Source organism: Bacillus sp. FSL K6-1033, assembly GCF_038630765.1.
GTDB classification, from domain to species: domain Bacteria; phylum Bacillota; class Bacilli; order Bacillales; family Bacillaceae; genus Bacillus; species Bacillus altitudinis.
This window is the reverse complement of sequence record NZ_CP152041.1, coordinates 3,290,970-3,314,876: the sequence shown is the minus strand read 5'-3', so window position 1 is coordinate 3,314,876 and position 23,907 is coordinate 3,290,970. Positions and strand designations below refer to the sequence as shown.

The following is a 23,907-nucleotide window of genomic DNA, read 5'->3' as shown; positions in this document are numbered from 1 at the left end:
GAAAAATATGACAAACGGTTGATATCGTTCTTAGAAAAATCAATGTATACTGAACATTAGCAGTTTTTTTGAATGAATGTCACAACTCTCCTAAAGTTTGATGAAATTGTGAACATTTTGTGTGCTCTCTCATTATAGAAAAGTTTTTTAACTTTCAACGGATTGACACATCATAGACGCTATTGTATGCTAAACGAGGGTATTATGGTAAGGTTTTCATAGCCTATAGCACTCTACTAATCCTCATTGTGAACCCTTTAATAATCAGGGTTTGTATCAGCGAATGAAGCAGAATCCCATAGATCTAAAGATTTCAAGTCTGATTGCACAATTAGACCGATGGGTGATTGATTTTTTTCAAATAGGACGGCTTATCATAAGCGTCTTCTACGCAGTTTTCATCACCATTTATCACCTTTTTTACAATATTTTTCATCGGGAGTCAGATGAATGAACGATCCAAACGTCATTTTCCGCAGACAGAGTAAATATATGTTCTATTTATTGGCAATTTTTGTGTTTGGCTATGCCATGCCTGGTTTTAAACCACTGTTTCTTGGTTTCATTATCGGCACAATTTTTGCTTTCTTTAATTTATTCCTGCTTATTCGGAGAATGCATGCTTTTGATCGAGCAGTTAAAAAAGGAAAATCTATTCGTTCAATGGGAAGTACAGCCAGGTGGGCCAACGCAATTCTCGCAGTAGCGATTGCTTGGCGTTACCCTAACGAAGTTCATCTGGCAGGTGTTGTTATAGGATTAATGACAATATATCCTGTCATTATGATAGATTCCTTCATTCAACTTAAACGTTCTACTATGGAAGAGAGGTGAATACTCTTTGGGTCACAGTTCAAAAACTACAGAATTTTTAGGGTTAACGTTCAACTTATCCAATGTTCTCATGATTACGATTGCTAGTATCATCGTTCTTCTCATAGCGGTGCTGACTACTCGTGTTCTGGCTATTCGTCCGACAAAGGCGCAGAACTTCATGGAATGGATTGTTGATTTTGTTCGAAATATCATAGGTAGTTCGATGGACATGAAAACAGGAGCCCCATTTCTAGCGCTTGGCGTTACATTACTCATGTACATATTTGTTTCAAACATGCTTGGACTGCCATTCTCGATTACGGTCGATCACAACTTATGGTGGAAATCACCAACTGCTGATCCTGCAATCACAATGACACTAGCGGTTATGGTCATGGGATTGACACACTACTATGGTGTTAAAGCAAAAGGAGTCAAGGAATATACAAAAGACTACTTTAGACCAATCCCACTTTTAGTACCGCTGAAAATTATTGAAGAATTTGCAAACACATTAACACTTGGTTTGCGTCTTTATGGAAATATTTTCGCTGGAGAGATTCTTCTTGGTTTACTTGCAGGACTTGCGACTAATTTCTATTCGCAAAACCTTGCACTAGGTATCATTGGTACATTAGGTGCCATCGTGCCGATGATTGTATGGCAGGCATTCAGTTTGTTTGTCGGAACCATCCAGGCATTTATCTTCACCATGCTGACAATGGTGTATATCTCCCATAAAGTCAGCGACGAACACTAAAAAATTGAGAGTCCAAAAAGGACGTTATTTTAAAGGAGGAGCTTTTTAATGAATTTAATAGCAGCAGCAATTGCAATCGGTTTAGGAGCACTAGGAGCAGGTATTGGTAACGGTCTAATCGTATCTAAAACAGTTGAAGGAATCGCTCGTCAGCCAGAAGCTGGTAGAGAACTAAGAACTCTTATGTTCATCGGGGTAGCTTTAGTTGAGGCACTTCCAATTATCGCTGTCGTTATCGCATTCTTGGCATTCTTTGGTTAATATGTGAGAAGCGTTCTAATATGAATTTTAATGGCGAAGATCAGATTAGTTCGAAACTTCGCCATTCCTTTATGTTTTGTTTCTTAACATATTATTTAAAGAAGGGAGTTGCCGTACTAAATGTCTCAGTTACCAGTAGTTTTAGGAGCAGGTCTAAACACCGGAGATATCATATTCCAGCTGATCGCTATGCTCATCCTGCTTGCACTTTTAAAGAAATTTGCGCTTAAGCCTTTATTAGGGATTATGAAACAGCGTGAAGATTATATAGGAAATGAAATTTCAAGTGCTGAAGAAAAGCACGTTCAAGCTGAAAAGCTTCTTGAAGAACAACGTGTCTTATTGAAAGAAGCACGCGAAGAATCACATACACTCATCGAAAATGCGAAAAAGATTGGTGAGAAACAAAAAGAAGACATCATTCAAGCAGCGCGTCAAGAATCAGAGCGCTTGAAAGAGTCTGCTAGAACTGAAATCGTGAAAGAAAAAGAACAAGCTGTGGCTGCACTGCGCGAGCAAGTTGCATCACTTTCTGTATTAATTGCTTCTAAAGTGATTGAAAAAGAACTTGATGAGCAAGCACAAGAGAAATTGATCCAAGAGTATCTTAAAGAGGCAGGCGAAAGCCGATGAGCGTGACTATTGTCTCTAAGCGTTACGCTTCTGCTCTTTTTGACATCGTTCTTGCTTCTTCGGCAGTAGACGAAACTGAAAAAGAGCTGAATGAGATCAAAAAAGTTCTCAAGGCTGACCAAGAATTAAATGACTTTCTTGTTCATCCGAAGATTACGGCAGACAAAAAGAAACATCTGATTGCAGAAGCTTTCAAAGGTGTTTCGACATATGTTTTGCACACAATGTATTTACTGATTGACCGTGGACGCACGAATATTTTTCCTGAAATGGCGTCTGAGTTTGTGAAACTTGCAAACCGTACGAAACAAATAGACGATGCGATCGTGTATTCAGTGAAACCGCTCAGCGGAGCTGAAATTCAATCTTTATCTGAAGTATTTGCCAAAAAAGCCGGAGTCACATCACTGCGTGTAGAAAACGTGATTGACAAGGATCTAATAGGCGGAGTGAAAATCCGTATCGGAAACCGCATTTATGACGGCAGTGTCAGCGGAAAGCTTTCCCGCATTGAACGTCAGCTTGCAGGCGAAAATCGTTAGAAGGGGTGAAACCTTAGTGAGTATCAAAGCTGAAGAGATTAGCGCGCTGATAAAGCAGCAAATCCAAAACTATCAATCTGAAATTGAAGTAAAAGATGTCGGTACAGTCATTCAAGTAGGGGACGGTATCGCGCGTGTACATGGCCTTGACAACATTATGGCAGGAGAGCTTGTTGAGTTCTCTAACGGTGTAATGGGTATGGCTCAAAACCTTGAGGAGTCTAACGTAGGTATCGTAATCTTAGGACCTTACAAAGATATCCGTGAAGGTGACGACGTAAAACGTACAGGTCGTATCATGGAGGTTCCAGTAGGAGAAGAGTTAATCGGACGTATTGTGAACCCACTTGGTCAGCCTGTTGATGGACTAGGTCCAATTTTAACAAGCAAAACACGTCCAATTGAAAGTGAAGCACCAGGCGTTATGGATCGTAAATCGGTACATGAGCCGCTTCAAACGGGAATTAAAGCAATTGATGCCTTGATTCCAATCGGACGCGGACAGCGTGAATTGATTATTGGGGACCGTCAAACAGGTAAAACATCTGTTGCAATCGATACGATCCTGAACCAAAAAGATCAAGACATGATCTGTATCTATGTAGCGATCGGACAAAAAGAATCAACTGTTCGTGGTGTTGTTGAAACACTTCGTAAGCATGGTGCGCTTGACTACACAATCGTTGTCACAGCTTCTGCATCACAGCCAGCTCCACTTCTTTACCTTGCTCCTTATGCAGGTGTAACGATGGGTGAGGAATTCATGTATAACGGCAAGCATGTGCTTGTTGTGTATGATGACCTTTCTAAACAAGCGGCAGCTTACCGTGAGCTTTCATTATTGCTTCGTCGTCCTCCAGGCCGTGAAGCATTCCCTGGTGATGTTTTCTATCTTCACTCTCGTTTATTAGAGCGTGCAGCGAAGCTTAGTGATGAAAAGGGTGGCGGTTCTATCACAGCATTGCCTTTCGTAGAAACGCAAGCTGGTGATATCTCTGCATATATCCCAACAAACGTTATCTCAATCACAGATGGACAGATCTTCTTACAATCGGATCTCTTCTTCTCAGGCGTACGTCCAGCGGTAAACGCAGGATTGTCTGTATCTCGTGTAGGTGGTTCTGCACAAATCAAAGCGATGAAAAAGGTAGCAGGTACACTTCGTCTGGATCTTGCTTCTTATCGTGAGCTTGAAGCATTCGCTCAGTTTGGATCTGATCTAGACCAAGCGACTCAAGCCAAATTAAACCGTGGTGCTAGAACAGTTGAAGTCTTAAAACAAGACTTGAACAAACCGCTGAAAGTTGAAAAACAAGTAGCGATTCTTTATGCACTGACAAGAGGATACTTAGATGATGTAGCGATTGCTGATGTCAAACGCTTTGAAGCTGAGTTATTCATGTACATTGAAGAAAACCATAAAGACTTGTTTGACACAATCTCTCAAACAGGAAACATGCCTGCTGATGAAGAGTGGAAAGCAGCGATCGAAGGCTTTAAACGTACGTTTGCACCAAGCAACTAATTAGTAATCTTTCCGAGAGAAAAAGATTCTCTTTTTCTCTCTTTTCACGTAAATGAACACGGATTCCTGAAAAAAGGTGGTGAAATCTTTGGCCTCATTACGCGATATTAAGTCAAGGATCACGTCAACAAAAAAATCGAGTCAGATCACAAAAGCGATGCAAATGGTATCAGCTGCGAAACTGAATCGTGCTGAAAATAATGCGAAGTCCTTTGTTCCTTACATGGAGAAAATCCAAGAAGTCGTTGCGGCAATCGCAACTGGAACAAGTGCTAAGCACCCAATGCTTCTTTCAAGACCTGTTAAGAAAACAGGGTATCTCGTCATTACATCTGATCGAGGACTTGCAGGACCTTTTAACAGCTCGATTTTACGTGCCGCTTACCAAGCCATTCAATCTCGTCATCAATCTGCTGATGAATATGCGGTGATTGTGATTGGTAAAATCGGACGCGACTTCTTCAAAAAGCGTGGTATTCCAGTTATTTCTGAAGTCACAGGGCTTGGAGACGAAGTAGCGTTTGCTGATATTAAAGAATTAGCAAGCAGTACAGTGCAAATGTTCTCTGATGAAGCGTTTGATGAGCTTTACATGTTCTATAACCATTTCGTCAGTGCCATTTCGCAAGAAGTAACAGAGAAAAAATTATTGCCGCTAACGGACCTTTCGGCCGCAGCGACACCAAATAAACGTTCCGCATCTTATGAGTTTGAGCCTTCTGAAGAAGAAATTCTTGAAGTTCTCCTTCCTCAATATGCAGAGAGTTTGATTTTCGGTGCGCTTCTTGACAGCAAAGCAAGTGAACATGCTGCAAGGATGACAGCAATGAAGAGTGCAACAGACAACGCAAAAGAATTGATCGACAGCCTGACACTCTCTTACAACCGTGCTCGTCAAGCAGCGATTACACAAGAGATTACAGAAATTGTCGGCGGAGCAGCTGCCTTAGAATAGAAATAATTGTCAGGAGGGAATGCAATGAAAACAGGACGCATCAGTCAGATCATGGGACCAGTCGTAGACGTTCGTTTTGAAGACGGTCACTTGCCTGAGATTTATAATGCGATCAAAGTTTCGCATAAAGCGGAAAGCGAAAGTGAAGTTGATATCGACTTAACTTTAGAAGTAGCACTACATTTAGGTGATGATACAGTGAGAACCATCGCAATGGCATCAACAGACGGTGTGAAGCGCGGTATGGAAGCTGTAGACCTTGGAAAACCAATTTCAGTACCAGTTGGTAACGTAACACTTGGACGTGTATTCAACGTACTGGGAGATAACATTGACTTAGATGAGCCACTTGGTGTGGAAGCGCAAAGAGACCCAATCCACAGACAAGCGCCTTCTTTTGATCAACTTTCTACAGAAGTTGAAATTCTTGAAACAGGTATCAAAGTTGTTGACCTTCTTGCTCCTTACATCAAAGGTGGAAAGATCGGTCTATTCGGTGGAGCCGGTGTTGGTAAAACCGTTCTGATTCAAGAATTGATCAACAACATCGCACAAGAACACGGCGGTATTTCTGTATTCGCTGGTGTTGGAGAGCGTACACGTGAAGGAAATGACCTTTACTACGAAATGAAAGATTCTGGCGTTATCGAAAAAACAGCGATGGTCTTCGGTCAAATGAACGAGCCACCAGGTGCACGTATGCGTGTAGCTCTAACTGGTTTGACAATGGCAGAGCATTTCCGTGATGAACAAGGTCAAGACGTATTGTTCTTCATCGATAACATCTATCGTTTTACACAAGCAGGTTCTGAAGTATCAGCCCTTCTTGGACGTATGCCTTCAGCGGTAGGTTATCAGCCAACTCTTGCAACAGAAATGGGTCAACTTCAAGAGCGTATCACGTCTACAAACGTAGGATCGGTTACATCGATTCAAGCGATCTATGTACCTGCGGATGACTATACAGATCCAGCTCCAGCTACAACGTTCGCTCACCTTGATGCAACGACAAACCTTGAGCGTAAGTTGACAGAGATGGGGATTTACCCAGCGGTAGATCCACTTGCTTCAACATCTCGTGCCCTTGCACCTGAGATTGTTGGCGAAGAGCATTATGCGATCGCGCGTGAAGTTCAGCAAACATTGCAGCGTTATAAAGAATTGCAAGATATCATTGCCATTTTAGGTATGGATGAATTATCTGAGGACGATAAGCTTGTGGTACACAGAGCTCGTCGTGTTCAATTCTTCCTATCTCAAAACTTCCACGTAGCAGAACAGTTCACTGGCCAAAAAGGTTCTTATGTGCCATTGCAAGAAACTGTTAAAGGCTTCAAGGAAATCTTATCTGGTAAATACGATCACCTTCCAGAAGATGCATTCCGCTTAGTCGGCCGCATTGAAGAAGTGGTTGAAAAAGCCAAAGAGATGGGTGTAGAGGCCTAATCTGGTCCTTAGGAGGGTAAAAGCATGAAGACCGTTCAAGTCAATATCGTTACTCCCGACGGCCCAGTGTATGAAGCGGATGTGGAAATGGTCAGTGTAAGAGCAGAAAGCGGTGAGCTTGGGATTTTAGCTGGCCACGTTCCAATGGTTGCTCCGCTAAAAATCGGTGCAGTTCGCTTAAAACATAGTGGATCAACTGAATTGGTTGCAGTAAGCGGTGGATTTGTTGAAGTTCGCCCTGAAAAAGTAACCATTCTTGCTCAGGCTGCTGAAACATCAGACAAAGTTGATGTAGATCGTGCAAAATCAGCGAAACAGCGTGCTGAAGAGCATTTGAACCACCCGAATGAAAGTGATGTACGCAGGGCGGAACTCGCATTAAAACGGGCATTAAACCGTTTAAATGTAGCAGGGAAATAAAACAGAAAATCCTTCTTATCACTGTGATAAGAAGGATTTTTTTTAGGATGACATGAGAGATTGATACATCGACACATAAGGATGAGATGCTTGCTTTTCTAGATATAACTGCTCGCAAAATTGCGTACTGCAATGCCATGTTTTATTATTTCTGCGTAAGCCAAGCGTATATTGGTGCGAAGAGTCCATATAAGGCCGCACGACCCAATCAGCATCTGAATGATGCTTGATGACAACCTCACCCATGTACACACTTAACATCGCTTCCAATGCATCAATAGGCATTTTCCACTCAGCAAAAAGCTGCTGACGGAAGGCATCGAAGTATAATGACTCTAACTGATAAAGGCTTTCCTCTGAGTAATCCAAAGAAATGTTATGAAAATGACACAATTGTGCTAATTCTTCTAGCTGTGTCTGTCTATAATCAAAGTAGAAAGCAATGGCTTCCCATTCATGTTCAAATGAGGGAACCAGTTCTCCGTACAAATCAACAAAGTCAGGAAAAGAATCTTTCAAATATGATCAGCTCCTTCCACCGCAGTATATCATCTCCTTCGCATCAGAATAAGAGGGGATTCACTCTAAATGTAGCTCTTTTTTCCAAATGATTCATCTTTCCGATTTTGGAGGATATAATGAAAGGGAGTTTTCCTTTACAGAAATCAATAAAAGGAGGATTCAAGTGTATGGAAGACGTAGGACAACAAGCAATTGTCAGTATTGTGATCCACCTATTTTTTATTGCCATTACGTGGTGGGCATTGCTTGCGGTGAATATCGATCCACTGATTAAAAAAGGAAAAATTATTCAAGCTAGATTGCTCATGATGCTGATCACGATTGCTATTGCATCGGCAGTCAGCAATTTCTTCCTTGATTATTTAAATTTCTCCAGACAAATCCCTTATATGTTTTAACATAAAAGGTTTGGTCACTGCCTTCTGCGGGAACGTAAAAAGAAGTGTCAAAAATATGGCCTTTGATGACTTTTCCACGTATGCATTGATCTCCTTGCGGCAACACTTGTAGCAAGGGGGAATGACAAGTGAGAAAGTATTTAAAAGGTTGGCCATTATTTGCATTTATTCTTTTTTTTGTTCTGATGATTCAAGGTGTTCGGGCGGAAGAAACATCCACGCTCGCCCAAATAGCAGAAGGTATGAAAAACCAGCAAATCGAAGTAAGTGGATGGACGCTTCATGCCAAAACAAATATAGACATTTCATCCGAACAATTTTCAAAAAAAGTGAAACGTTTGAAAGACGAACTACGACAGTATGAGTGGACCGAAAAAAAAGAGAAACATGTCACCAAAGTCACAGGAATTTACAAAGATGAAAAAAATGATACATTATCGAAAATTTTACTCGTGAAGACCGACACAAAATCAAACCAAAAGTCGTATTTATTATATGAGCAAAAAGGTGCTCGCCCACTGAATACCTGGGAGCATACATATGATCAGTTCGTACGTCATGCAAAAAGCATATTACAAGAAAAATTTGTGATTTTTACTTGTCTCGATGGTCATGTAAATGGTATGATGGATGTTGTTTTGCAAAAAAAAGCTGAAATGATAGCAAATGAATTTCAAGCAAAACCTGTTGAGTATCTCGTTGAGTCTAATTTTGTGTCGCTTTCCGCTTACACAGAGAAGTGGGAACAGTTCATTATGACTTCAAATGATAAAATGAATGTTCAAATTGCCATCAGAAGTTCGGAAATGAACGAAAATCATACGATTACGGTTGGCACACCAATCGTAACGACTGAATATTAATATAGAGAATTTGGGACGCGGAGGGGAAGACCTTGGAAAAAATCATCGTCCGCGGCGGTCAAAAGTTAAACGGCACAGTTAAAGTAGAAGGCGCAAAAAATGCCGTTTTACCAGTTATCGCTGCATCTTTGTTAGCAAGTACAGAAAAAAGCGTAATTTGTGATGTACCTACGCTCTCCGATGTATATACAATCAATGAAGTGTTACGTCATTTAGGAGCAGAAGTACATTTTGAAAATAACGAAGTATCAGTAGATGCATCTCATGCACTAGAAACTGAGGCTCCGTTTGAGTACGTCCGTAAAATGAGAGCATCTGTGCTCGTCATGGGACCACTTTTAGCTAGAACAGGTCATGCAAGAGTTGCATTACCTGGTGGTTGTGCGATTGGTTCAAGACCAATTGATCAGCATTTAAAAGGCTTTGAAGCAATGGGAGCTAAAATTCAAGTAGGTAATGGTTTCATCGAGGCTGAAGTAAATGGCCGTTTAAAAGGTGCAAAAATCTATTTGGATTTCCCAAGTGTAGGGGCAACTGAAAACATCATCATGGCAGCAGCATTGGCTGAAGGAACGACGATTTTAGAAAACGTAGCAAAAGAACCTGAAATTGTTGATTTGGCAAACTACATCAATGCCATGGGCGGTAAGGTTCGCGGGGCTGGAACTGGTACAATCAAAATCGAAGGTGTAGAAACACTTCACGGTGCAAAACACAACATCATCCCTGACCGAATTGAAGCTGGTACGTTTATGGTGGCAGCAGCCATTACTGAAGGAAATGTTCTTGTAAAAGGCGCTGTGCCTGAGCACATGACTTCACTTGTGGCGAAAATGGAAGAAATGGGTATTCAGATCATTGAAGAAGAAGAAGGTTTAAGAGTCATTGGACCATCTGAGCTCAAGCCAATCGATCTAAAAACAATGCCGCATCCTGGTTTCCCAACGGATATGCAATCTCAGATGATGGCGCTATTGCTTCGTGCGAACGGAACAAGCATGATCACAGAAACTGTGTTTGAAAATCGTTTTATGCATGCTGAAGAATTCCGCCGCATGAATGGCGATATTAAAATTGAGGGTCGCTCTGTGATAATCAATGGACCTGTTCAACTTCAAGGTGCTGAAGTGGCAGCGACTGATTTAAGAGCAGGAGCAGCACTTGTACTTGCTGGATTAGTGGCAGAAGGTCATACACGTGTCACTGAATTGAAGCATATTGACCGTGGATATGTGAACTTCCACCAAAAACTAGCAGCAATCGGTGCAGACATTGAAAGAGTAAATGATGAATCAGCAGATGTGACACAAGAACAAGTTGTATCAGATCTAAACGCATAATCATAAAAGAAATCAGTGTGTCCATTTGGGCATGCTGATTTTTTTAGAATCATAGACTGGTTTCATTTTCAAAAGCTTATCATTAGTGTATCCAATCATTTTAAATTTTATTCATACAGACGAACAGTAAATCAAATGATGAAGAGCACAAACATATCACCAAAAGACTTGTCCAATGAATGAAAGAAGCTGTCATATTAGCTTGTCCTTGCCCATAGGATAAAAGAGATTCAATGACAAATGGGGGCAGCCAATATGAAACCAATGATATGGACAATCGCAGGAATTTGCATCATCATTTTAATGATTCCAACCTTACTCGTGTTGCCGACGTTCCAAGGAAAACCAGCAGCCAGCCAACACGTAGCAGCAGAACCATCAGTTAAAAAAGAAGTGAAAGGTTCAGTCAAATTGAAACAATCACCCGTCTCCATTCCCGTCTACCGTTCAGCGCATCAGCAGGTAGAAAACATCCCCTTAGAAGAGTATGTGATCGGTGTCGTCGCTTCTGAAATGCCAGCCGATTTTGAAATAGAGGCGCTCAAGGCACAGGCACTCGCCGCTAGAACGTATATCGTCAGACAAATGATCATTGATAAAACCGTCAAATCTCCACAGGGTTCTCTTGTAGATGACACCCAAATGTTCCAAGTGTACAAAAATAAACAGGAACTGAAGAAAATTTGGGGAAAAGCGTACAATTGGAAATTAAAAAAGGTCACAGAAGCGGTCGCCAGTACACAAGGGAAAGTACTGACGTATGACGAAAAACCAATTGATGCTTCCTTCTTTTCAACAAGTAATGGGAAAACCGAAAATGCAGAAGCTTATTGGAAAAATGAAATCCCTTATTTGAAAAGCGTCTCAAGCAAATGGGACGAAAAATCACCCAAATTTCAAAACAAGAAAACCATCACAGTGAGTGAATTTCAGCAAAAACTGGGTGTGACCCTTGGCCAGCAGCAGGTGGGAGAAATTGTAGAACGAACACCAGGCAATCAAGTAGCCAAAGCCGTCATTAACGGAAAAACATTGTCGGGCAGAGACATTCGCGAATCACTAGGATTGCACTCTGCAGACTTTACATGGGAACGAAAGGGTCAGCAAATCGTGATTACGACAAAAGGGTATGGCCATGGTGTGGGCATGAGTCAGTATGGTGCACATTATATGGCACAGTCAGGCAAAAAAGTAGAGGCGATCGTGAAACATTATTATCAAGGGATAAAAATTGAATCAGCTGATCGCTTTCTGAACACATATATGGCTAAGAAATAAAAGCAAAGGTGCCTCAAAATGGGGGCATCTTTTTTTTATGTGTGAAGAGGTTTGAACAGAATGTGACAAATTGCGACTTAAGGCGCACCTCAGGAAATCTTAAACATTTACATCCCGACAAGAACCGATGGCCGATACAAAGCCCCTCGAAAGAATGAGAAAACGAGGGTGACAAAAGAGTCGTTAGGTGAATATATCTAGACATCTGACAGAATTTTAGTGATTTTGATGAAAGAGAAAAAGGGATCGAGTCCTATACCATTCCAAGACAGAATATTTTACGATTAAGATGTTTCAATCAAATACATAAGGAGGAAGGAAAAGCATGTTGAAAAAAGTATTTACACTCGTAACCTTAGCTGTATTGACATTATCAATGTCAATCTCTTCACCAGTATTTGCAGAAGCAGCATCAGCCAAAAAACATAAGAAAGATGTAAGAGTGACGATCTTACTTGATGCAAGTGGAAGTATGGCAAGAAAAGTGGATGGAGAGCGCAAATTCGATTTAGCAAAACAAGAGGTATTTAAATTTGCTCAGTCTCTTCCGAAAGATGCTAAAATCCGTATGAGCTTGTTTGGGTCTGAAGGAAACAACAAAAACTCAGGTAAAGCCCAATCATGTGAAGTCATTAGAGGCGTTTATGGCGTTCAGCCTTATGAAAAGGATAGTTTCGAAAACTCTCTAAACGGTCTTGGACCAAATGGCTGGACACCGATTGCACGTGCTCTTGAAAGTGCAAAGCAAGCGGATAAGCAGCTTCATAAGGGAACAAAACACATTGTGTACTTAATTACTGATGGTGAAGAAACTTGTGGTGGAGATCCAGTGAAAGTAGCGAAAGAGCTTCATAACTCAAAAGGATCTACTGTAGTCAATGTGATTGGATTAGACTTTAACGATGGCTATGAAGGTCAATTGAAGCAAGTAGCTAAAGCTGGTAAAGGTCATTACTACCAAGCAAGCACAGGGAAAGAAATGGGTTCTATCCTTACAGCAGAATCATTAAAACTACACGAATAACTTGCTGAAGAAAAGGGAAACGATTGATGCTTTCGTTTCTCTTTTTCTGTACAAATGAAAAAAAGGGAGATTTTTTAATGAAAAGAAATATTATATTAACCATTTTAGCGAGTCTTGTTCTGCTTCTTTCTTCACCAGCTCATGCTGTAACGAAAAAGGAGCCTGCTCATGTGGTGATTTTACTTGATTTAAGCGGAAGCATGGCACAATCGGTTGAAGGCGAAAAGAAAATCGATATCGCCAAACGCTCGATCCAAAGTTTCGCAAGTATTTTATCAGAAGATACACAAGTCTTGCTTCGTGTTTTTGGTCATGAAGGAACGAATAAAAATGCAGGAAAAGCCGTTTCTTGTGCAAGTTCCGAAGCAGTTTATGGATTTGGAACATATGAGCAAGCAACCTTTCAACAAGCGCTAAATGTGTATGGTCCAACAGGATGGACACCACTTGCCAAAGCATTAACTGATACGAAACAAGATTTTGAAGATCACCAAGCTAAAGGAAAAAATATTGTATATGTTGTCAGCGATGGTGAGGAAACATGTGGCGGAAGCCCATCACAAGCAGCAAAGCAATTACATGAAGAAGGTATTGACACAATCGTCAATATCATTGGCTTCGATGTAAATGAAAAAGAAGCAAAAAGTCTAAAATCTGTTGCCAAATCTGGTGGTGGACAATATCAACCAGCAGCAAATGCAGAAGAATTGAATCATATTCTTCAAAAAGAAGCGAACTCTTTTGGTCAATAGGATGTGAATAGACAGCTGGGGAGAAACCCCCAGCTGTTTTTTCATTAAGGATCAATTTAAAGTCGTTTCCAATTCATCAATCCGTTTCTCCACGTAGTGCTGATCTTTTCTTGCATGAAAGGTTTCGGCTTTTTCTAATATTGCGGTGGTATTGTATTCTGGAATCTGAGAATAGCTTTCGTAAACCCCTTTTGGTATTAACACGTTTCCTTCAGGCCAATAAACTGCGATATTTCCACGTTTCAGCTCTCCGAATTGAGCAACTCCTTGGTAGGATCCATATTGATTAAAAAGGACAACGGGATCGCCTTCTTGGACGTAAAGCTCTTTCGCATCTTCTTCATTCATCAAGATAGAATGCCGCTTTCCACCATTAAAGGCATCCTTTTCACTGTAAATCATAGAGTTGAATTGCTTGCCTCGTCTTGTCGTGATATTGAAATGCCCCTCAGTTTTTCGGTATTGAGGCAGCTGTGCTGGGAGTAGGTGTCCTTTTCCATCCGGTGTTGGACACACCCCATCTTCGCAAAGCCATGCGCCACCCCATTGAAAGACATCCCCTTTATGACGCAAATGCTGGATCCCATCATAGTTCCGATTTGCGATGGCAATCTCACGGCGAATGTCTTCAGCATGGTCAAAATGAATCAGCTTCGCGTCTTCTGGGCGAACTCTTTTTGCTAGGTCAATATAAATGTCCCATTCAGCTCTAGCTTCTTCAATGCGAGGCCCTTCAATTTCCGGACTGAAATACACCATGCGTTCCGTACTGGTTGATGTACCGCCGCCTGGCTGTTCATATCTTGTCATTGCAGGCAGAACAATCACAGTCTCTTCTGCTTCTACCAGTGTAGAGGTGTTCAAAATAATATCTTGATGGACACGGAGTTCAAGTTCGGATAGTGCTTTTTCAATCGCTTCTGGATTTGGCATCGTTTCTAAAAAGTTTCCACCGCTAGTAAACAGCATCTTCAGCTTTTGCGGGTGTTCTTTTGGAAGAGCCATTTTTTCAAATGATTGCCCAATCGTGTCACCATGCCATTTTGGAATATCAAATCCCCATATCTTCTCGATTCTTTTAATATTCTCTTCATCAAAATCACTGCCGGGCAATACGAATGGATCAGCACCCATTTCGCCTGAACCTTGGACACCGCTATGGCCACGAATAGGCATAACGCCACAATGTTTTCTGCCAATAAATCCGCGTAACATGGCAAGGTTTGCGACTTGTGATATATTATCAGTTGCAAAGCGATGCTGAGTGAGACCCATACTCCAAATAAACACGCCTGAATTGGCATTGGCAAGCAGTACAGCGAATTCCTTCATTCTTTCTTTAGATAAGCCTGACGATGCTTCGAGATCCGACCATTTTAACTGAGTGACATGCTGCTTTACATCTTTTATGCCGGTTGTATGCGCTTGGATAAATTCATGATCAAGAGCGGAATGGGGCGCTTGCTCCTCCATATCAAACCAATGTTTGATGACACCATTCATAAACGCAATATCGCCGCCTATATTGACTTGATAAAAATCATCCGCTATTTTTGTGCCGAATAAAGCACTTTCTGGAATAGAAGGGACCCAATATTTTTCCATTGCAGGCTCTTTATATGGATTGATGACAATGATTTTGGTTCCTTTCTTTTTAGCGGCGTACATATATTTAGTCGAAACCGGCTGGTTGTTTGCTGCAACAGAGCCCCAAAATATCAATACATCTGTTCCAATCCAATCACTGTAATTACAGCTGGATGCACCTATACCAAGGGAGCGTTTTAGAGCGGTTTTGCTTGGTGAATGGCAAATACGAGAAGCATTATCGATATGATTTGTTCCAATAAATCGCGCAGCTTTCGCCGCAGTATAGTACACTTCATTTGTAATCCCTCTAGCCGTTAAATAGAAAGCAAGCTGACGTTTATCAATTGATTTGATTTTAGCGGCGATTTGATCTAATGCATTATCCCAAGAAATGCGTGTAAAAGCATTCTCACCTTTTTTTCGAATCAGGGGATAAGGAATACGCCCAAGTTTTCGAAGAGACGTGCTATCCATTTGTTTGAGCCGCTCAATATCTTCGAACCATTTTGGATCAATAGCTGGCATTGTGTTAAGCCGTAGCACATTCAGTCTTGTAGTGCATATATGGGGTCCTGCTAGTGTTTGATCGTATAAACCTGATACACCAAGAGCACAGCCGTCACAAACGCCCTGAGTCAATATACGGTACGCATAAGGGAGATTATCTTTGTTCTCCCATGCCACTTTCATCGTGTCTCGAATGTGTTTCGGTTTTACTTTTCCGAGCCCCATAGGAGCAAAAGAGGCCCATAGCTTTGGTGAGGGTTTTTTGTTGAGTTTAATAGGCCCCTTGTGTTTTGTTTTTCCCATGATATCGTCACCCTCCTATCATTTTGTAAAGCGTTTTCACATCTAAAAATTACCTGTAGATTGTCATTCTGTCAAATTCATATTAAGAGCGGACCGTGACAGAAGAAGGAGCAGTAAGATTTGATTCACGAAGTTGTTTAATATCCTTCCGAATGAGAAGAGATATGATAAACGCAATGAAAAATAGGCCAGAGAAGACCATAAGACTTTGTGTGTAATTGCCTGTAATGTCACGAATAAAGGAGGAAAATAAAGGTCCTGCTAAACCAGCAGCGGCCCAAGCGGTGAGAATATAACCGTGTATGGCACCTAGCTGCTTCGTACCAAATAAATCTCCGATATAGGCTGGAATTGAAGCAAACCCTCCTCCGTAGCACGTATAAATGATCGCCATCACGATTGAAAAGATGAGCGGTTCTTTTAAGTAGGGAAGTAAGGGAAAAGCAATGAGCTGTATAGTAAAGAAAATCGTATACGTATTTGGCCTTCCGATATAATCAGAGAAGGATGCCCATCCGATCCGTCCTAGCCCATTAAAAGCACCTAAAATTCCAACAAGAGTAGCTGCTGCACCCGCCGTGAAACCAACACTTTCTTGAGCAAGCGGTGATGCTACAGAAATAATAGCAATTCCGCATGTGATATTAATAAAGAGCATGACCCACAAATAATAAAAACGCCGTGTTTTAATGGCTTCATTTGCGGTGAGCTGTGATAAATCTTGAGGAATTTTCCTTTGGCTTGTTTTTAGCACGTTAAATTGTTTGACATCATCAGGTGTTGGTGGTGATAAATAAAGAGATGAAACGACCATGATAATAAAATAAGAGATTCCGAGAATATAGAAGGTGTTTGCAATATCAACTTTTTCAATGAGAAATTGAATAATGGGACTGCAAATCAGAGAAGCAAACCCAAAACCCATAATGGCTAAACCCGTTGCGAGTCCTCTTCGATCTGGAAACCATTTGACTAATGTTGATACTGGAGCAATATAGCCTACACCTAATCCGATTCCAGCGAGTACACCATAAAATAAATAGAGGAGAGGTAATGAAGACATGTGGACAGCAAACCCTGATCCAGTCATCCCAATGCCGAAGAAAATAGCTGAGAAGAGCCCTGATGCCCTCGGCCCATACTTTTCAACGAAATGCCCCATAAAGGCAGCTGATAAACCTAAAAATAAAATAGCGATGCTAAATGTCAGGCTTATTTCTGTTAATGACCATTGAAAGGTTTGATGTAAAGGATTCGTAAAAACACTCCATGCATAAACAGATCCGATAGATAAATGAATCCCCACAGCACTTGTAGCGATCAGCCAACGATTTTTTGTTTTATTCATTGTGTTCCCTCCATATAAAGCAAACAAAAAGTTTGATAAGATAGAAATATGTTACATTTTTATGACTTTTTAAAATAATATCACAATTCGTCTGGTTCATATAACTAAATTTGTGTTGAAAGGAAGATCAGATCATGAATCCTTCTGTTAAAACGAAACGGCGCATACACCAATATCGCAAAGGTCAAATGACATGTAAAACAGATGAAGTTGTAGAAGAATTCCCTTTAACCGTGCTGGTGAATGGTGAAGAGTTTGTCACACTCGTTTGTTCACCGGATCATTTGAAAGAATTGGTGATCGGTTTTTTAGCTTCAGAAGGAGTCATTCGATTTGAAAAAGAGATTAAAAGGTTTACAATAGATGAAAGTATGGGTTTTGCATATGTTGACTTACATCACACAACTCAGTTCCAATCCTCAGATTTTACAAAACGAGTGATCGGATCTTGCTGTGGGAAAGGAAGACATTTTTATTTTCTCCAAGATGTGAAGATGGCAAAAACAGCCATTGACCGAATCAGTATTTCTGCTGAAACTTGTATTCATTTAATGAAATGTTTACAGGAGGAAAGTCAGTTATTTCAACATACTGGTGGTGTCCATAATGCTGGACTGTGTGATACAGAAAAGCTATTCATCACTAGGACGGATATAGGACGGCATAATGCGTTGGATAAAATCTATGGATATTGTTTACTTCATAAAATCCCACTGAGAGATAAAATCCTTGTATTTAGCGGCCGGATATCATCTGAAGTTCTGTTGAAGGCAGCAAAATTAGGAGTATCAATCGTCATATCAAAATCAGCTCCTACTGAGTTAGCACTTAAAATGGCAGAAGAATTAAATATAACAACAGTTGGATTCGTAAGAGGAGAATCTTTTAATATCTATACTCATCATCAGCGTATTACAGAATAGGAGGCTAAGTATGGTCAGTATTTTGGATAAAAGACATCGACCATTGCGCGATTTAAGAATATCCGTAACAGATCGCTGTAATTTTAGATGTACGTACTGTATGCCTGCTGAAATCTTTGGACCAGATTATCCTTTTTTAGATAAAGAAGAGCTGCTTAGCTTCGAGGAAATTGAACGACTTGCTGCGCTTTTTGCAAAGGAATTAGGTGTGGTGAAATTACGTATTACAGGCGGTGAACCTTTAATGCGTAAAGATTTGCCCGTTTTGATAGAAAAACTCGCAAAAATTCCAGGTATTGAAGACATCGCGATGACAACCAATGGAACGCTGTTACCTTTGTACGCAGATAAGCTAAAGAAAGCAGGTTTGAATAGAGTCACCATTAGTTTAGATTCTTTAAATCCAGATCGTTTTAAGCAGATGAATGGAAGACACATCTCTATCCAAAAAGTATTTGATGGGATAGAGGCTGCAAAAAAAGCTGGACTTGCTATTAAGATCAATATGGTTGTCCAAAAAGGTGTGAATGATCAAGATATCTTACCAATGGCAGCCTATTTTAAAAAAGAAGGACACATTCTACGATTTATTGAATTCATGGATGTTGGCAATACGAACAAATGGAATCTCAAGCATGTATTGACGAAAAAAGAGATTATGGAGCTAATTCATTCAAAATACCCTATCAAACCAGAACCTCCTCGATATCAAGGGGAAGTAGCCAATCGTTATTTTTATGAGGATGGGTCAGGAGAGATTGGCATTATTTCTTCCGTTTCAGATGCTTTTTGTGGATCGTGTAATAGAGCTAGACTATCTGCACGTGGCGAATTATTCACCTGTCTTTTTGCATCATCGGGTTTTGATCTGAGACGATTCATCCGTAATTCAGAAAATGATGAATACCTAGTGAACATATTGAAGGAACTTTGGTCAAACAGACAGGATCAATATTCAGCTGAGAGAGAGCAAAAGAAAGATCAGAAAAAAGTTGAGATGTCCTACATCGGCGGGTAATGACAACAAAGTATCATGATCATCGATTTTTGAAAAGAAGAGAAAATGCTATAATCACTGTTGAAAATCTTCTTTTAACATCAGGACAATCTTTCCTATAAGGCTCGGCCCCATAAAAAAACAGCAGAGATTCTGCTGTTTTTTAAAATGCTATTTTGTACCTCAAAATTGACGGAGTAAGGATGAAAAAGAGATTTTTATTCATTTTGTCCTGCTTTACATTGATAGGAACTATGCTAAGATCAAATCAATCTTTACCAACTCGATTTTTTCACTCCTGGAATCTGTCCTTTATAGGCAAGCTCACGAAAAGCAATTCGAGACATTTTAAATTTTCTCAAGTAACCTCTAGGACGGCCAGTTAATTCACAGCGGTTTTTTAAGCGAGTGGGTGAAGAGTCTCTAGGTAGTTTCTGCAAAGCTTCATAGTCACCTTTTTCTTTTAGCTCTTTCCTTAATTGTGCATATTTCAAAACGAGCTGCTGCCGCTTTTTTTCTTTTGCTATTTTTGATTTCTTTGCCATTTAAAACCCTCCTGGTTTAAGTGTGTATGTTCCATTGAAAGGGGTCTTCAAACGTTGTCCAATCTTGATCAAATTCTTCAGGTGTAAGTAAGCATTGATCTAGTGTACGAATAATATCTGCTTTAGGTAAATCTACACCGATAAAGACAAGTTTTGTATGTCGATCACCAAACTCTGCATCCCACTCATCTAGAATGTCTGGTTCCTGATTTAAGATCCGTGATCGTTCTTGCTCAGGCAAGGCAGCAATCCAGTATGCGATTGGTTCAATTGCCACAGATTTTCCAGCTTGTGAAATTAAAATGGTTAAATCATGATGTGTCGCTAGCCATGTAAATCCTTTCGCTCGAACGATTTGCTCTGGCATTTGATCTAACCATGCATTCAGTCTGCCAGTATGAAAAGGGAGCCTTCTTTCATAAACAAAAGATGAGATTTGGTATTCTTCTGTTTCAGGCGTATGCTGAGAGTGTCCAGCATTAATTTCTTTGATCCAGCCCGCAGAAGCACTAGATTTTTCAAAATCGAATAAACCAGTATTCAAAATATCACTAGGTTGTACGTTACCTTTAGAGGTTCTAATAATGGCTGCTTCTGGTTGAAGTTTGGTTAACACGTGCTCAAGCCGATCTAGTTCTGATGCTGATACAAGATCACATTTATTGATAATGAGCACATCACAAAATTCAATTTGATCAATAAGCAAATCGGAAATCTCTCGTTCATCATCATCTGAAACTGCTTCTTTACGATCCAATAAACTTTCTCCTGACTGGAAATCTGTCCAGAAACGGTTTGCATCTACCACCGTTACCATCGTGTCTAATCTGCAAAAACGTGTCAAATCTATGCCCATTTCTTCATCAATGTAAGAGAAAGTTTGAGCGACAGGAATTGGTTCACTAATACCCGTAGATTCAATGACAATATAATCGATATTCCCAGCCTTACAAAGGCGTTCTACTTCAATTAATAAATCTTCTCTCAATGTGCAACAAATACAACCATTAGATAGTTCAACCAGTTTCTCATCTGATCGAGAGAGTTCGCCGCCTTGCTTAACTAATTCCGCATCAATGTTTATTTCACTCATGTCATTGACAATAACAGCTACTTTTAGGCCTTTACGATTCTGAAGAACATGATTTAATATCGTGGTTTTTCCAGCTCCTAAAAAGCCGCTTAAAACTGTGACAGGTATTCTTTTATCCATTTGTTTTAGTCCTTTTGAACATGCTCATTTTGTATGCCGCCTCACTTATATAGTAATGATTACGATTTAAATCTTAAAAATTATTTTGTTTCCCGATGAAGGGTGTATTTCTTTAATCGTGGAGAATATTTTTTTAACTCCAATCGGTCTGGATTCGTTCGTTTATTTTTTGTAGTGATATAGTTTCTGTCACCTGTTTCAGTACAGGCTAAGGTGATTTTCACGCGCATAATTGCTATAATCCTCCTTTATTTCGTAATGATTACGATTTGTATTTTAAAATGATAAAGGCTGATTGTCAAGTTTAGTATCAAGTCTATGCCAACTCAAATAAAAAAGGGGTATCGTATTTCATTGATACCCCTTTTCATTAATAAAAGTCACCAAGTTCTTCTTCGTAATAATCTTCGTACTGTTGGACATCAGTAGGGAGGTCTTGGAGAAAGGCTAGTCCGCCTAGTATAAACATCAAAACGATAGCGATGAATGAGAGAATAACGGCGGCAATACTTGAAATCGCAAACAGTGTTTGCATTTTCATCATCTTAGCATATTGTTCCAATAATTCTTCGTAAGAAGTATCAGGCGCTTGAATCAATTGTTCAGCTGCTTTCACGGATTTTTGGACATGTATTCCCATCATAATCAGAAAAACGCCAATGGCAGCAGGAAGAACAAGCCAAAACCCACTGAGGATGGATAGACCACCTGAAATATAGAGAAAGATGCTCCCAACCTTTCCCCACTTTGTTATTGAATGAAGAGATTGAATGATTTTCTCAGTTTGTTGCAATTGTGTTCACTCCTTTATGTACTCATTCTTTATCATACTGGAGCATGTAGTACTTTAGGAAGAGTGAATGTTGATCAATTGATTTTTTTTCATCATTTATTTACTTTTTATGATAATTAAATGATTTTCGAACTATCAATCTGAAAAGAAGACAAAGCGTCTCTTTCTTCAAGAGACGCTCCGTTTATAACTCTTTTCCTAAAATATCTAAGTCGTACCGATTGCCGTCCATTTCTGCGATGCGTGGCAAATGTCCCCAAGTCTCAAAGCCGTGCTTCTTAAATAATTTGATGCTGGCTTCGTTGTGGCCGAAAATAAAGGCAAGTAACGTTCGGATGCCTAATGAGGGTGCCAATTCGAGCGCCTCTTGTAAGAACAATGACCCTAAACCTTTTCCTCGATAGTTTTGGTTCAAATAAATACTCATTTCAACAGTACCGTTGTATGCAGGTCTGCCGTAAAACGTTTCAAAACTGAGCCAGCCGTAGATATTTCCTTCCTCATCTGTTTTCACATAGAGAGGACGTTTCTCTGAATGATTCAAAAACCACTGACGGCGGTCTTCTACTGTAACAGGTTCTGTATCGGCCGTTACTTCTCTTGAAGCAATCGTTGAATTGTAGATATCGACGATCTCTTTGAGGTCATCTTCTGTTGCCATGCGGTTGAAAGTCTTCACCATATGTACCCCCATCTTTTTTCATTCATCATACATATTATTGATGCGATTGCGCAAAATAAAAAGAAAAATAATTTCGTGTGTATATATTTTTTGAAAAGTGTTCAGAATGTTGCTGAGGTGATGAAAAATGAGAGAGGAAGAAAAGAAACGTACTTCCAAAATCACAAAAGTTCAGCAATTTTTCCGTAAGCGCTGGGTATTCCCTGCTATTTACTTGGTCAGCGCAGCGGTCGTGTTAACAGCCGTTCTTTGGTATCAAGCTGTATCGAAAGATGTGAAAGACCAACTATCTGATGGAAATCAAACAGGACAAGAACAACGTGATGATGCCGTTGAAGTTGGAAAGCCAATTGAAAATGTCGCTATGCCGGTCCAGAATTCTGAGAATGTTTCTGTCGTGAAAAAGTTCTATGAAGCAGATGCTGATCAAAAAGAAAAAGAAGCAGCACTTGTAAACTATAATAACACCTATACCTTAAGCAAAGGTATTGATCTTGCAGATAAAGATGGCAAAGTGTTTGATGTCACAGCTGCTCTTAGTGGAACAGTCGTTCAGGCGAAAAAAGATCCAGTTCTCGGTCACGTTGTTGAAATTGAACATGAAGATGGATTGTCTACTGTTTATCAATCGTTGTCTCAAGTGAGTGTAAAAGAAGGCGATGAAGTAAAGCAGAATGATGTCATCGGTGCTTCTGGTAAGAATCTATACGGTGCTGAAAGCGGCAATCATGTTCACTTTGAAATTCGTATGGAAGGTTTAGCGCTTAATCCACTTAGCTTCATTGATAAGCCTGTTTCTTCCATTGAAAAAGCAGCGCAAGAAGTGACGGAAGAAGCAAAAGAACCTGCTCAGCCAAAGGTTGATGAAAAAACGAAGGAACCTCCTGCTGACGATAAGGCAAAAGAGCCGGCTGAAGAAAAATCTGAAGATAAGTCTGATGAGAAGGGGAAATCCTCTGATCAAGAAAAGTCTTCTGATTCCTCTAAAGACCGCAGTCAGTCAGAAGAAACAAAACAATCTTAATACCTTGCAGCCTCTGTGTATATGAATATGCAGAGGTTTTTTTCTGTCTTAAAAAATCCCCCGCACTCGGCGGAGGATGGATTATAAGGCGGCAGGTCCTTCTTCACCTGTCCGAATGTTGATTGTATTTTCTATCTCATATATAAAAATCTTCCCATCCCCTGGTTCTCCTGTACGAAGTACCTTTTGAGCCGTTTCCACGACCTGTTCAACAGGTACTTTGCTTAAGACGATTTCAATCTTTAAACGTTCGTACACATTGCTTTCCTTTTTGACGCCACGGTATAGTTCCGTATGTCCCTTTTGTAATCCGCAACCGTGCACATTGGAAAAGGTAATCGAGGTGACACCAATCTTTCCAAGCTCCACCTTTAATGTTTCAAAATTAGCTGGACGTGTGACAATCTCCACTTTATACATTTTGCTCATAGAGGCACCCCTTTTTCT

General features: G+C 40.2%; 27 protein-coding genes. 18 read left to right on the top strand and 9 right to left on the bottom strand.

The features are described 5' to 3' along the window. Nucleotides 1-450 precede the first annotated feature (450 nt). The 9 genes from MHH31_RS17005 to MHH31_RS16965 all read left to right on the top strand — a co-directional run bounded on the left by MHH31_RS17005 (nucleotide 451) and on the right by MHH31_RS16965 (nucleotide 7,358). Nucleotides 451-834, top strand: coding sequence for an ATP synthase subunit I (locus MHH31_RS17005; RefSeq protein ID WP_007497639.1), 384 nt, complete (start codon nucleotides 451-453; stop codon nucleotides 832-834). Between the two features lie 7 nt (nucleotides 835-841). Further along, nucleotides 842-1,576: a F0F1 ATP synthase subunit A gene (gene atpB / locus MHH31_RS17000; protein ID WP_007497637.1), complete on the top strand. Its 735-nt coding sequence runs from the start codon at nucleotides 842-844 to the stop codon at nucleotides 1,574-1,576. A gap of 48 nt (nucleotides 1,577-1,624) precedes the next feature. Then, a complete protein-coding gene (gene atpE / locus MHH31_RS16995) occupies nucleotides 1,625-1,837 on the top strand; it encodes a F0F1 ATP synthase subunit C (protein WP_003214968.1) in 213 nt (70 codons plus the stop codon). Between the two features lie 120 nt (nucleotides 1,838-1,957). Then, complete coding sequence (gene atpF, locus MHH31_RS16990; protein WP_007497634.1) at nucleotides 1,958-2,470, top strand: F0F1 ATP synthase subunit B; 513 nt, start codon at nucleotides 1,958-1,960, stop codon at nucleotides 2,468-2,470. After that, nucleotides 2,467-3,012: a F0F1 ATP synthase subunit delta gene (locus MHH31_RS16985; RefSeq protein WP_007497632.1), complete on the top strand. Its 546-nt coding sequence runs from the start codon at nucleotides 2,467-2,469 to the stop codon at nucleotides 3,010-3,012. Before atpF ends, MHH31_RS16985 begins: the two co-directional genes overlap by 4 nt. Nucleotides 3,013-3,028: 16 nt before the next feature. Then, the gene (gene atpA, locus MHH31_RS16980) at nucleotides 3,029-4,537 is read left to right on the top strand and encodes a F0F1 ATP synthase subunit alpha (protein WP_008343398.1); all 1,509 of its coding nucleotides are present in this window, start codon (nucleotides 3,029-3,031) and stop codon (nucleotides 4,535-4,537) included. A gap of 88 nt (nucleotides 4,538-4,625) precedes the next feature. Further along, on the top strand, nucleotides 4,626-5,492 hold the full coding sequence (locus MHH31_RS16975) for a F0F1 ATP synthase subunit gamma (RefSeq protein WP_007497628.1): 867 nt from the start codon (nucleotides 4,626-4,628) through the stop codon (nucleotides 5,490-5,492). Between the two features lie 24 nt (nucleotides 5,493-5,516). Next, nucleotides 5,517-6,938, top strand: a complete 1,422-nt coding sequence (gene atpD / locus MHH31_RS16970) for a F0F1 ATP synthase subunit beta (RefSeq protein WP_008343395.1) — start codon at nucleotides 5,517-5,519, stop codon at nucleotides 6,936-6,938. 24 nt (nucleotides 6,939-6,962) lie between these two features. Further along, complete coding sequence (locus MHH31_RS16965; RefSeq protein WP_008343393.1) at nucleotides 6,963-7,358, top strand: F0F1 ATP synthase subunit epsilon; 396 nt, start codon at nucleotides 6,963-6,965, stop codon at nucleotides 7,356-7,358. A 42-nt stretch (nucleotides 7,359-7,400) separates the two neighbouring features. On the opposite strand, the gene MHH31_RS16960 is transcribed toward MHH31_RS16965, so the two are convergent. Then, nucleotides 7,401-7,877, bottom strand: a complete 477-nt coding sequence (locus MHH31_RS16960; protein WP_017360036.1) for a hypothetical protein — start codon at nucleotides 7,875-7,877, stop codon at nucleotides 7,401-7,403. Nucleotides 7,878-8,047: 170 nt separating this feature from the next. On the opposite strand from MHH31_RS16960, the gene MHH31_RS16955 reads away from it, so the two are divergent. The 6 genes from MHH31_RS16955 (at nucleotide 8,048) to MHH31_RS16930 (ending at nucleotide 13,535) form a co-directional block, all read left to right on the top strand. Then, complete coding sequence (locus MHH31_RS16955) at nucleotides 8,048-8,278, top strand: DUF1146 family protein (protein WP_025208130.1); 231 nt, start codon at nucleotides 8,048-8,050, stop codon at nucleotides 8,276-8,278. A 128-nt stretch (nucleotides 8,279-8,406) separates the two neighbouring features. After that, complete coding sequence (locus tag MHH31_RS16950; protein ID WP_008343385.1) at nucleotides 8,407-9,141, top strand: YwmB family TATA-box binding protein; 735 nt, start codon at nucleotides 8,407-8,409, stop codon at nucleotides 9,139-9,141. 32 nt (nucleotides 9,142-9,173) lie between these two features. Beyond that, nucleotides 9,174-10,481: a UDP-N-acetylglucosamine 1-carboxyvinyltransferase gene (gene murA, locus MHH31_RS16945; RefSeq protein ID WP_007497616.1), complete on the top strand. Its 1,308-nt coding sequence runs from the start codon at nucleotides 9,174-9,176 to the stop codon at nucleotides 10,479-10,481. 255 nt (nucleotides 10,482-10,736) lie between these two features. Beyond that, entirely contained in the window at nucleotides 10,737-11,759 is a 1,023-nt protein-coding gene (gene spoIID / locus MHH31_RS16940) for a stage II sporulation protein D (RefSeq protein ID WP_008343381.1), read from the top strand. 325 nt (nucleotides 11,760-12,084) lie between these two features. Next, entirely contained in the window at nucleotides 12,085-12,783 is a 699-nt protein-coding gene (locus MHH31_RS16935; protein ID WP_008343379.1) for a VWA domain-containing protein, read from the top strand. 77 nt (nucleotides 12,784-12,860) lie between these two features. Continuing rightward, nucleotides 12,861-13,535: a VWA domain-containing protein gene (locus MHH31_RS16930; protein ID WP_342462056.1), complete on the top strand. Its 675-nt coding sequence runs from the start codon at nucleotides 12,861-12,863 to the stop codon at nucleotides 13,533-13,535. A gap of 51 nt (nucleotides 13,536-13,586) precedes the next feature. Here MHH31_RS16930 and MHH31_RS16925 read toward each other — a convergent pair whose 3' ends face one another. Then, nucleotides 13,587-15,935, bottom strand: a complete 2,349-nt coding sequence (locus tag MHH31_RS16925) for an FdhF/YdeP family oxidoreductase (protein ID WP_212359702.1) — start codon at nucleotides 15,933-15,935, stop codon at nucleotides 13,587-13,589. 82 nt (nucleotides 15,936-16,017) lie between these two features. Next, complete coding sequence (locus MHH31_RS16920; protein WP_025208127.1) at nucleotides 16,018-17,283, bottom strand: OFA family MFS transporter; 1,266 nt, start codon at nucleotides 17,281-17,283, stop codon at nucleotides 16,018-16,020. A 134-nt stretch (nucleotides 17,284-17,417) separates the two neighbouring features. Here MHH31_RS16920 and fdhD point away from each other — a divergent pair, with 134 nt between their 5' ends. Together fdhD and moaA are read left to right on the top strand one after the other, a co-directional pair. After that, complete coding sequence (gene fdhD, locus MHH31_RS16915; RefSeq protein ID WP_342495018.1) at nucleotides 17,418-18,206, top strand: formate dehydrogenase accessory sulfurtransferase FdhD; 789 nt, start codon at nucleotides 17,418-17,420, stop codon at nucleotides 18,204-18,206. Nucleotides 18,207-18,216: 10 nt separating this feature from the next. Continuing rightward, complete coding sequence (gene moaA / locus MHH31_RS16910; protein ID WP_045033932.1) at nucleotides 18,217-19,224, top strand: GTP 3',8-cyclase MoaA; 1,008 nt, start codon at nucleotides 18,217-18,219, stop codon at nucleotides 19,222-19,224. A 254-nt stretch (nucleotides 19,225-19,478) separates the two neighbouring features. Here moaA and rpsN read toward each other — a convergent pair whose 3' ends face one another. The 5 genes from rpsN to MHH31_RS16885 all read right to left on the bottom strand — a co-directional run bounded on the left by rpsN (nucleotide 19,479) and on the right by MHH31_RS16885 (nucleotide 22,436). After that, on the bottom strand, nucleotides 19,479-19,748 hold the full coding sequence (gene rpsN, locus MHH31_RS16905; protein ID WP_008343369.1) for a 30S ribosomal protein S14: 270 nt from the start codon (nucleotides 19,746-19,748) through the stop codon (nucleotides 19,479-19,481). 16 nt (nucleotides 19,749-19,764) lie between these two features. Then, nucleotides 19,765-20,961, bottom strand: a complete 1,197-nt coding sequence (locus MHH31_RS16900) for a GTP-binding protein (protein WP_041091417.1) — start codon at nucleotides 20,959-20,961, stop codon at nucleotides 19,765-19,767. Nucleotides 20,962-21,041: 80 nt separating this feature from the next. After that, nucleotides 21,042-21,191 carry a 50S ribosomal protein L33 gene (rpmG, locus tag MHH31_RS16895; protein ID WP_003214771.1) on the bottom strand — a complete coding sequence of 50 codons (150 nt, stop codon included), beginning with the start codon at nucleotides 21,189-21,191 and terminating at the stop codon, nucleotides 21,042-21,044. A gap of 140 nt (nucleotides 21,192-21,331) precedes the next feature. Then, nucleotides 21,332-21,754, bottom strand: a complete 423-nt coding sequence (locus tag MHH31_RS16890) for a DUF5362 family protein (RefSeq protein ID WP_212359710.1) — start codon at nucleotides 21,752-21,754, stop codon at nucleotides 21,332-21,334. 184 nt (nucleotides 21,755-21,938) lie between these two features. Then, the gene (locus tag MHH31_RS16885) at nucleotides 21,939-22,436 is read right to left on the bottom strand and encodes a GNAT family N-acetyltransferase (protein WP_008343345.1); all 498 of its coding nucleotides are present in this window, start codon (nucleotides 22,434-22,436) and stop codon (nucleotides 21,939-21,941) included. Between the two features lie 127 nt (nucleotides 22,437-22,563). Between MHH31_RS16885 and MHH31_RS16880 the strand changes: the two genes are divergently transcribed. Next, nucleotides 22,564-23,460 carry a peptidoglycan DD-metalloendopeptidase family protein gene (locus MHH31_RS16880; protein ID WP_342495017.1) on the top strand — a complete coding sequence of 299 codons (897 nt, stop codon included), beginning with the start codon at nucleotides 22,564-22,566 and terminating at the stop codon, nucleotides 23,458-23,460. 81 nt (nucleotides 23,461-23,541) lie between these two features. On the opposite strand, the gene MHH31_RS16875 is transcribed toward MHH31_RS16880, so the two are convergent. After that, nucleotides 23,542-23,889: a P-II family nitrogen regulator gene (locus tag MHH31_RS16875; RefSeq protein WP_007497589.1), complete on the bottom strand. Its 348-nt coding sequence runs from the start codon at nucleotides 23,887-23,889 to the stop codon at nucleotides 23,542-23,544. Between the last annotated feature and the right edge of the window lie 18 nt (nucleotides 23,890-23,907).